The organism is Mesorhizobium silamurunense, assembly GCF_014843825.1.
GTDB lineage: Bacteria > Pseudomonadota > Alphaproteobacteria > Rhizobiales > Rhizobiaceae > Mesorhizobium > Mesorhizobium silamurunense.
On sequence record NZ_JHQR01000294.1, the window covers coordinates 1 to 8,001 of the forward strand.

Sequence of the window (8,001 nt, forward strand, 5' to 3'; positions counted from 1 at the left end):
CGACCGGCTCGACCGGAGCGACAGGTGCCCCAGGCGCGACCGGGTCAGCCGGTGCAACTGGCCCGACCGGAGCGACCGGCCCCGGCGGCGAGACCGGTGATCACCACCATGGCAACAACGGTGGCGGCAACGATCCTGACCACAGCGACAGCAGCAATCCTGGGAAGGGACATCCCAACGATGGCACTGATGCCGATGGCCCGCCTGACAATCACACCGCCGCGGTCACCGCCAGCTCGCTCGGGCTCAAGGACACGACGCAGTTCCTGCAATCCGGCTCGACCGACAGTGATGCCGTCAGCCATGCGTCGTTCCGGCAGCTTGTTAGCCTGGCCGCCGGTTCGGTGACGACCGACCTCCTGAATGTTCTCAACACGATCAGGGGATTTGGTCAGAACCAGAACAAGCCGTTGGGTGCAAGCACCGACCTGACCTCGGATCAGACCAAGCAGGGTGCGGGCTACGCCAACAGCGACGACACAGTGAAGAAGGCGTTGAAGGATATTCTGAAGCCGCATGACTGAGCATGAGTGAGCAGGAATGGCGACCGGACAGACGACGACAGAAACCGGTCGAAAGCTGAGAAGCGGTCGCGCGGGCTTTGCGGGAAGGCAAGGCCGGCGCGTCCGGCGTTTCCGAATGGTCAAGGGGCTCGTGCGACCGACCGGGGCGGAGTATGATCAGTGCCACCAGAAATTCCGGCGGGAATGGTCCGCCCCGGGCAATGTTGAACCATCGCCTGCCTGCCCGAAGGGGAGTCCATGGTGAACATTCCTGGTAGTGCTGAAATCCAGCCTGTGGAGATACGTGCCGGAACCGCGGCCGACCCGACCGGCATGGCCAGAGGCGTCAGTGAAGTGGGGCGGAGCCCCGGTGGCCCCGCCGAGTTTGACCAGGTCGGGCCGCGCCTCAAGGCGGTCCTCCGGGTTGCCCGCTACCACGGTATCGAACTCGATCCGAATGAATTCAGGGCGGCGTGCGCAGGCCCGTTTCCAAGCGCCACCGACCTGTCCGAATGGGCGCAGAACGGCGGCATGTGGTCTCGGGCAGTGCGCGTTCGCTGGTCTCATCTGTTGCGCTTTCAGGAGACCGGACCGGTCGTTCTGTTGTTCAGCGATGGCGGCGCTGGTCTCCTCACCGGGGCGAGCGCCGAGCGCAACGTTGTCTTCCTCAAAAGTGCGGACGCGCCCGACGATGGTGAATCCACCGCCGTCGATGAGCTGCGGCTGTCGCAGGTGTGGACGGGCGAGGCGGTGCTGCTGCGAAACGCGCGATCCTATGTTGCCGCCGATGCGCCTTTCACGCTTCGCTGGCTCGCCGAACTGGTGCGGCTCGAAAGCCGGCCGCTTCGCGACGTCGCCATCGCTTCGTTCACGCTCAGCGTCCTTACCATCTTGCCGCCGCTCATCGTCATGACGGTGGTCAATAAGGTATTGCAGTTCAACAGTGTCTCGACGCTTTTACTCTTGTCGGCCATAGTCGCCGTCGTCTTCGCCTACGAGACGCTGCTGGGCCACGCGCGGCGACTGATCATCAACGTCGTCGGAGCCCGTCTGGACACCAAGCTCCAGCTGCACGTTTTCAGCCGGCTCCTGCGTCTGCCGCTCGACTATTTCGAGCGCCATCCGGCTGGCGAGACGATGTACCACCTCGCCCAGGTCTATCGAATCCGCGAGTTTCTGACGGGCAAACTGCTCAGCACGTTCCTGGACCTGATCACACTCTGCGTGCTGCTGCCGGTGATGTTCTATATCAACGTCAAGCTTGCCTGGATCGTCGTTGCCTGCGCAGCGGTGATCATGCTGATCATCCTCGCCTTCCTCAAGCCACTACGCCGGAGGTACCAGCGCGTGATCGACGCCGAGACCTGGAAGTCGGCAGCATTGGGCGAAACTGTTGTCGGCATAAAGACCGTGAAGGCGCTAGGCCTCGAGCCGCAACGCAAGGCGCTTTGGGACGAGCGGGTAGCGGAGGCGGGAAGGGCGCGTCTGTCCTTCGGGCAGTTCGCCAGCTGGCCGCAGACCCTGGTTACGCCAATTGAACGCGTGATGGTGCTCGGCACCATGCTGATTGGCGCCTATCTCGCGATGAACGACAGTTCCGGCTACATGGTCGGCGGTCTGTTCGCCTTCATGATGATCTCCCAACGCGTCGCGCAGCCGTTGGTCGGGTTGGTGCGACTGATCGAAGACTACGAGGAGGTGGGGGCGGCAATCGGCGAGGCGGCATCCGTCCTTAACCGGCCGTTGGAGACGAGTTCGAACTCCCTCGGTCTGAGACCAAGGCTCGTCGGCGAAGTCACATTCAGCGATCTGACATTCAGCTATATCGGTACCAAGACGCCAGCGCTCGATCGGGTCAGCTTCCACATTCCGGCTGGGACGATGTTCGGCATTGTCGGACGGAGCGGGTCGGGAAAATCGACCATCGCGCGTCTGCTCCAGGGGATCAACCGCGATTACAGCGGGTTCCTCAAGCTGGACGGCGTCGACCTCAAGGAAATCAACCTGCGTCACCTTCGCCAAGGGCTCGGCGTGGTCCTCCAGGACAATTTCCTGTTCCGCGGGTCGATCCGCGACAACATCATCGCCGGGCGCGCAGGCTTGACGCTGTCCGACGCCATGCGTGCCGCGCATCTGGCCGGCGCCGAAGAATTTATCGAACGGATGCCGAACGGATACGACACCTACATCGAGGAAGGTTCGCCCAACCTGTCGGGCGGTCAAAAGCAACGGCTGGCGATTGCGCGCGCCCTCATCCACGATCCGACCATCCTCATTCTCGACGAGGCGACCAGTGCTCTCGACCCGGAAAGCGAAGCGGTCGTCAGTGCCAACCTCATGCGCATCGCCAGCGGGCGCACGATGATCATCGTCTCGCATCGACTGTCCTCGCTCACCGAGTGCGATCAGATCCTGGTTATGGAGCAGGGCAAGGTCCTCGACGTCGCATCGCACACGATCTTGCTCGAACGATGCGCCGTCTATCGCCAGCTGTGGTCGCAGCAGAACCGGCACTTGGACACCCGCGGCGGCCGCCCGGCGGCCGTGCCGCCTCGATTGGTTTGATGATGTCGTGCCGCAGCGGGATGGAGATTGAAATGGTCGTTCTCGCCAAAGATGACTTGGGTTCGAGGTCCGGTAAGCCATGAGTAGCACCTCGCTCACCATCCGCCAGGCCCGCTGGCGCCGAGCGAAAACGAACGATCCGACGACGCCGGCCATACTCGAGTTTCAATGGCCGTCGACAGCGGTCTCGAATGCACCGATTCCTCGGGCGGCGCGCGGCATCGTATGGATGATTTCGAGCCTGGTGATCGTCTTGATCGCCGTGGCAGGACTGATACCGGTCGACCAGGTGGTGACCACGAGAGGGCTCGTGGTTTCACAATCGCCCAACATCATAGTGCAGCCGCTGGAGACGGCGATTGTCCGCTCGATTGAAGTGCGCGAAGGACAGCATGTGCAGGCCGGTCAATTGCTGGCACGCCTCGATTCGACCTTCGCCTCAGCAGACTTGCAGGCGCTGGCTATGCAGGTCTCTACGCTTGAGGCCGAAGTGGCACGGTTGAAGGCGGAGGCCGACGGCAAGGTCTTCAACTATGACGGCCTCGACCCCAGCTGGACCCTGCAGGCCTCAATCTTCGAGCGCCGCAAGGCGGTCTACGACGCCAAGCTGGAGAACTTCGACCGGCAAAGCGATGAACTCAGTTCGGTGATCTCGCGCGCGCAATCTGATGCCGCTGGCTACCGGCAGCGGCTCTCCGTCGCGGCCTCGATAGAAGAGATGCGCAAGCAGCTGGAAGAAAGGCAGGTCGGGAGCCGCCTCAATACTCTGCTTGCCGAGGACAATTCGGCCGAAATGTCCCGGGCGCTCGGCAACGCCGTGCAGACAGCGGAAGCCGCCAGGCGCCAGCAGGCCGCGGTAGCCGCCGACCGCGCCGGCTACATTCAAGGCTGGCGCGCGGAAGTCTCGCAAGGTCTGTCGGAGGCGAGTTCTCGCATGTCCGACGCTCGCGAACTCTTCAACAAGGCAAAGCTCCGCAAGCAACTGGTCGAGTTGAAAAGCGAAGGAGATGCCATTGTCCAGTCTGTGGCAAAGGTGTCGGTCGGCTCGGTCCTGCAGTCGGGCGAGCGCCTGATCACGCTGGTGCCAGCCAAGGCGCCGCTCGAGATCGAAACAAATGTCGTCGGCCGCAGTAGTGGTTTCGTCCATGTAGGCGATCCCGTCGTCATCAAGTTCGACACTTTCCCCTATTCGCAATACGGCCTTGCTCACGGCACCGTGCGCACGCTCAGTCCGGATTCCTTCTCGGCTCAGGAGCAAGCCCGCGATCCAGACAGTTCGCTGGCAATGCTGCCCTCGAATGCAGAACCGTTCTATCGGACGCGCATTTCCATTGATCAGGTCGCGCTGCATGACGTACCCGCCGGGTTTGCCCTCACCCCCGGCATGCCGGTGACCGCCGACGTTCAGGTCGGCCGGCGCACGGTGCTCAAATACATTCTTGGGGTGATGCTGCCGATCGGTCAGGAAGCGATGCGCGAGCCGTAGTCTGCAGCTCGACAGGAACTGGAGCAGTCAAAGGCTGGCATCGATGACATTTCTGGATCGCCTGACTGGTTTGGCTAACCCGTCGATAGCATTGCGCCGGGCGATCCAGCTTTCTGAAAGTGGCAAGCCCACGGAGGCCTTTCCGTTGTTCGCGACGGCTGCGCGTGCGGGAATCGCCCATGCCGAGTATCGGGTCGCTCGTTGCTATCTCGAAGGTTCCGGCGTTCCGCCGAGCCGGGCAGAGGGGACGCGCTGGCTGCGGCGAGCAGCGGATCACGGGAGCGGTGATGCGCAGGCGCTCCTCGCTGCACTCTATGTGACCGGGCTGGCGACAGCCGGAGCTGACAAGGGCTCCCCATCGGAACGCTTGTTCGTAGAGGATACCACGAGCGAGCCAGACTTTGCCTCAGCGCTCGACCTTGCCACGAAGGCGGCCGAGGCCGGCTCCGCGACCGGCCAGGCACTCCTCGGCTACATCCTTACCAATGGTCCCGAACCAATGCGCGACGCCGATGCTGCGTACAGATGGTACGAGCGGTCGGCCGCGGCCGGCTGCGCCGAAGGAAGCCTTGGTTTTGCCCTTTCGCTGGCAAGGCGGGGTTTGTTGGCCGACCGAACCAGGATTGCCGATGAGGTCCGGCGGGCGGCAGACGCCGGCTTGCCGACAGCAATCTATCTTCTCGCGATCCTCACCGAACATGGCCTCGGTGTCACAGGGAACCTTGCTGGCGCAGCGCGGCTATACCAGTCAGCTGCGGAAAAAGGCCTTCCTGCCGCCCAGTTTCGATTGGGTTTGGCGCTTGTCGACGGGAGCCTCGGCGATCAGGATCCAGTGGCCGGAGAGGCGTGGATGCGACGTGCGGCATTGGCGGGTAACTTCGAAGCAGCGAATCTCCTCGGCGATCGTTACGTGAAGAGTCGGCCGCCGGACTTTTCAGAGGCTGCAATTTGGTATCGTCGTGCGGCCGAGGGGGGGCACCAGGCCGCTGCGCGTGCGCTAGCCTCTCTCTACCTGACGGGAAACGGTGTTGCCAGGGACGAGCAAGAGGGAACGCGCTGGCTGCGCACTGCCGCAAGCAGCGGGAACCGGGCAGCCCAAGTCGACCTGGCCAATCTCGTTCTCCAGGGGGCCGGCGAGCCGGACGATACCACGAGCGTAGCGGGATGGTTCGAGGCCGCCGCGTTATCAGGCGACCTTGTCGCCGCCTTCAACCTCGGCATCTGTTTCGCCAAGGGCGTCGGCGTACACCGGGATGAAAGTCAGGCGGCGCAATGGCTAAGGCGCGCGGCTGAAGGCGTGGCCGAAGCCCAGTACATGTATGCACGCATTCTCAGGGACGGGCGCGGCGTGGCCGCCGACGCGCAACAGGCCCGCGCCTGGTTTGCCGAGGCGGCCGACGGTGGCATGCTCGATGCGCAAGTGGCGCTTGCTGAGATGCTGCTCAACGGGAGCGGAGGCAAACGTTCTCCGGAGGCCGCAGTGCAGCTGTTCCAACGGGCTGCTGCCGACGGTCATGCCGGCGCAATGTTTGCTCTCGGCGCACTGCAGAGCTCCGGCGAGGGACTGCCGGTCGACCACATGGCGGCGCAGAAATGGTTTGCGGCCGCGGCTGAGCGCGGGCACGGACAGGCCCAACTCATGCTCGGCCGATATCTCTTGAAAGGCATTGCCGGAGAGCACAACACGGCAACTGGCCGTCTTTGGCTCGAGCGAGCTGCGGCGCAAGGTTTTCAGGAAGCGGCTGACGAACTTTCCGAACTCCCCGGCTGAGGCATCCATTGCCAAGATTGCAGCACCGGCAACCATTGACCGCATTGAGGGTCAGATGTCGGCTCCAAGCCTTCCATCTGGCCCTGGAGTGCATCCACACACTTCTGAAAAACTGCGTGTTGTTCGCAAAGCCGGCGGCACTATGATGGACGCAAAGTCGGCTTTTATTCCAGTTGCGCGAATGGCATAGCCGATGCGACTCTACTGCGTCGCCGTCATCGACGTTTGTGTGAGACCAATTTGATGCTCCCGGCTGTCCATCATGTTGCAATCATCTGCATTGACTACGAGACGTCCAAGCAGTTCTACACCAACAAGCTCGGTTTCGTCGTCCTCGCCGAAAACTGGCGCGCTGAAAGACAATCTTGGAAGTGCGGCTTGCAGCGAGGTTCTATACAGATCGAGCTGTTCAGTTTTCCAGCGCCACCAAGCCGATCCACTAAGCCTGAGGCATGTGGATTACGACACATTGCATTCTCGGTCGCCTCGGTAGAGGCAACCGCCGATCTGCTTCGGGCGCAAAGCGTCGATGTAGAGCCCATCCGAACAGATCCCTACACCGGGCGATTGTTTACCTTCATTGCCGATCCCGATGGACTCCCCATCGAGCTCTACCAGGACGATGCCTGATGATGTACTTGCACATTATCCGGTCGATTCAGCGGTGTACGAACGAACATCGAGGAGAAGCGCGCGGGAAATGGATCCGCGGCGTCAAAGCTGCGTTCGCCGATCTCCAAGAGCGGACAGGGTCTATTACGGGGCCGGGTGCCAGCCTATTTCGGCGTCGTCCAGGACCTCGACGACCTCGTCGGGGTTCTTTTCCGCGTAGTAAAGAGCTAGGCGGCCGACCGCGAGATTGACGACTTTATGATCGTCCAGCGCTCGCACCCAGCGTAACGATAAACTTGTCCAACTGCTCGAACTGCTCGGCATCCCACCCGCCGAGCGCTTCCTTCGGGGATAGAGTTCGTGCAGGACAGCAGCGTCTTGTCACCTGCATGCTCCAAGGTCACCGTGGTCGCGGCACGGTTCGATCGCGGACCGAAAGCATGCGACATGATCTAGTCCGCCGTTATGCGCTTGCACGCTTGATGGCGACGCGAATGCGCTCGTACGTCTCGCAGCGACAGGCATCGCCTAATGCCGTGGCCACGCTCACCGCCGCCGTCCAGGCGATTGCAGGTCAGAAGCGGGGGCAAACTAGGCCGTGTTAAAAATCTCTTCCTACTAGACTTCAGTCCGATGAATTTTGGGACCGTGGCCCGCTTGTAGAACTGGTCATGGAACTCCGAGAAGGAGACGAAGTCGTGGCTGACGGGCCTACGTTCGTAACTTAGGAAGTGATTGAATTGTTGTCGAAGCAGTCCTTGCAATCACCGCTCTTGTTATCATACTATTCGAAAATACGGAAACGTTAGGCCGCGAGCCGGCTGGCTTCTTAGGAATGAACTGGCTATGAGTAAGTCAATCGTGAGGAATTCCGTCGAAATCGAAAACCTCGAGATCGAAAACCTCGAGAATCGGCATTACGTGCGCGTCATCGAAGACGGTGTTGTGTCTATTAAGGCATTCGAATCGGAGACGGATGCAACCTCCTTCGCCATAAGCGAGAAGGCACGACTCGGGCTCCCGGCATCTCAGACGTGCGCATTTCGCAAAAGCCGGACGGGGAT

The 8,001-nt window shown here is 61.7% G+C and carries 5 protein-coding genes and 1 pseudogene; all 6 read left to right on the forward strand.

Annotation, left to right across the window (positions count from 1 at the left end; genetic code table 11):
* A pseudogene (locus DH10_RS37755) lies at positions 1 to 524 on the forward strand (hypothetical protein); the annotation flags it as partial.
* Positions 525 to 761: 237 nt separating this feature from the next.
* Positions 762 to 3,068 (forward strand): peptidase domain-containing ABC transporter, encoded by a 2,307-nt coding sequence (locus tag DH10_RS29770; RefSeq protein WP_192385640.1) that lies wholly within the window; start codon positions 762 to 764, stop codon positions 3,066 to 3,068.
* A 79-nt stretch (positions 3,069 to 3,147) separates the two neighbouring features.
* Complete coding sequence (locus tag DH10_RS29775) at positions 3,148 to 4,554, forward strand: HlyD family type I secretion periplasmic adaptor subunit (RefSeq protein ID WP_192385641.1); 1,407 nt, start codon at positions 3,148 to 3,150, stop codon at positions 4,552 to 4,554.
* A gap of 43 nt (positions 4,555 to 4,597) precedes the next feature.
* Positions 4,598 to 6,325, forward strand: coding sequence for a tetratricopeptide repeat protein (locus DH10_RS29780; RefSeq protein WP_192385642.1), 1,728 nt, complete (start codon positions 4,598 to 4,600; stop codon positions 6,323 to 6,325).
* A gap of 243 nt (positions 6,326 to 6,568) precedes the next feature.
* Complete coding sequence (gene gloA2 / locus DH10_RS29785; protein WP_192385643.1) at positions 6,569 to 6,955, forward strand: SMU1112c/YaeR family gloxylase I-like metalloprotein; 387 nt, start codon at positions 6,569 to 6,571, stop codon at positions 6,953 to 6,955.
* A gap of 843 nt (positions 6,956 to 7,798) precedes the next feature.
* Positions 7,799 to 8,001, forward strand: a 203-nt coding sequence (locus DH10_RS36405) for a hypothetical protein (RefSeq protein WP_210327870.1), incomplete at its 3' end; no start/stop codon positions are given.